This window comes from Gilvimarinus sp. 1_MG-2023, from assembly GCF_030548285.1.
Map to the genome: position 1 here is coordinate 1 of NZ_JAUOSC010000672.1, position 306 is coordinate 306.

Here is a 306-nt window from a genome sequence, read left to right on the forward strand (position 1 = left end):
GAGCGCTACCGACCCTGAGTGTGCCGAGATCTTCACCAATCTGGGGCTGGATGTCACCACGGGCCAATGCCTGGATGATGACTGTGATTCACAAACCTGGGTTACGGTTGAATAAATGGCACTGAGTCATTGGTATGCCGGGGTGCTGGGAGCCTGTGGGCTACTTCTGGTGGGTTGCCAGTCATCCGATTTTGATCTGCAGCTGGAGCAGGAAGCCGAAGGGGTTACCCTGCTGCAACTCAGCAGTGAGGGTGGCTTTGTACTGCCCGCGATTCCGGATGACAACCCACTGACGGATGCCAAGAT

1 protein-coding gene is annotated in these 306 nt (G+C 56.2%); it reads left to right on the forward strand.

Annotated elements, in window-relative coordinates:
- Nucleotides 1–115 precede the first annotated feature (115 nt).
- On the forward strand, nt 116–306 hold a 191-nt coding region (locus Q4563_RS18565; RefSeq protein ID WP_303605559.1), incomplete at its 3' end, for a hypothetical protein.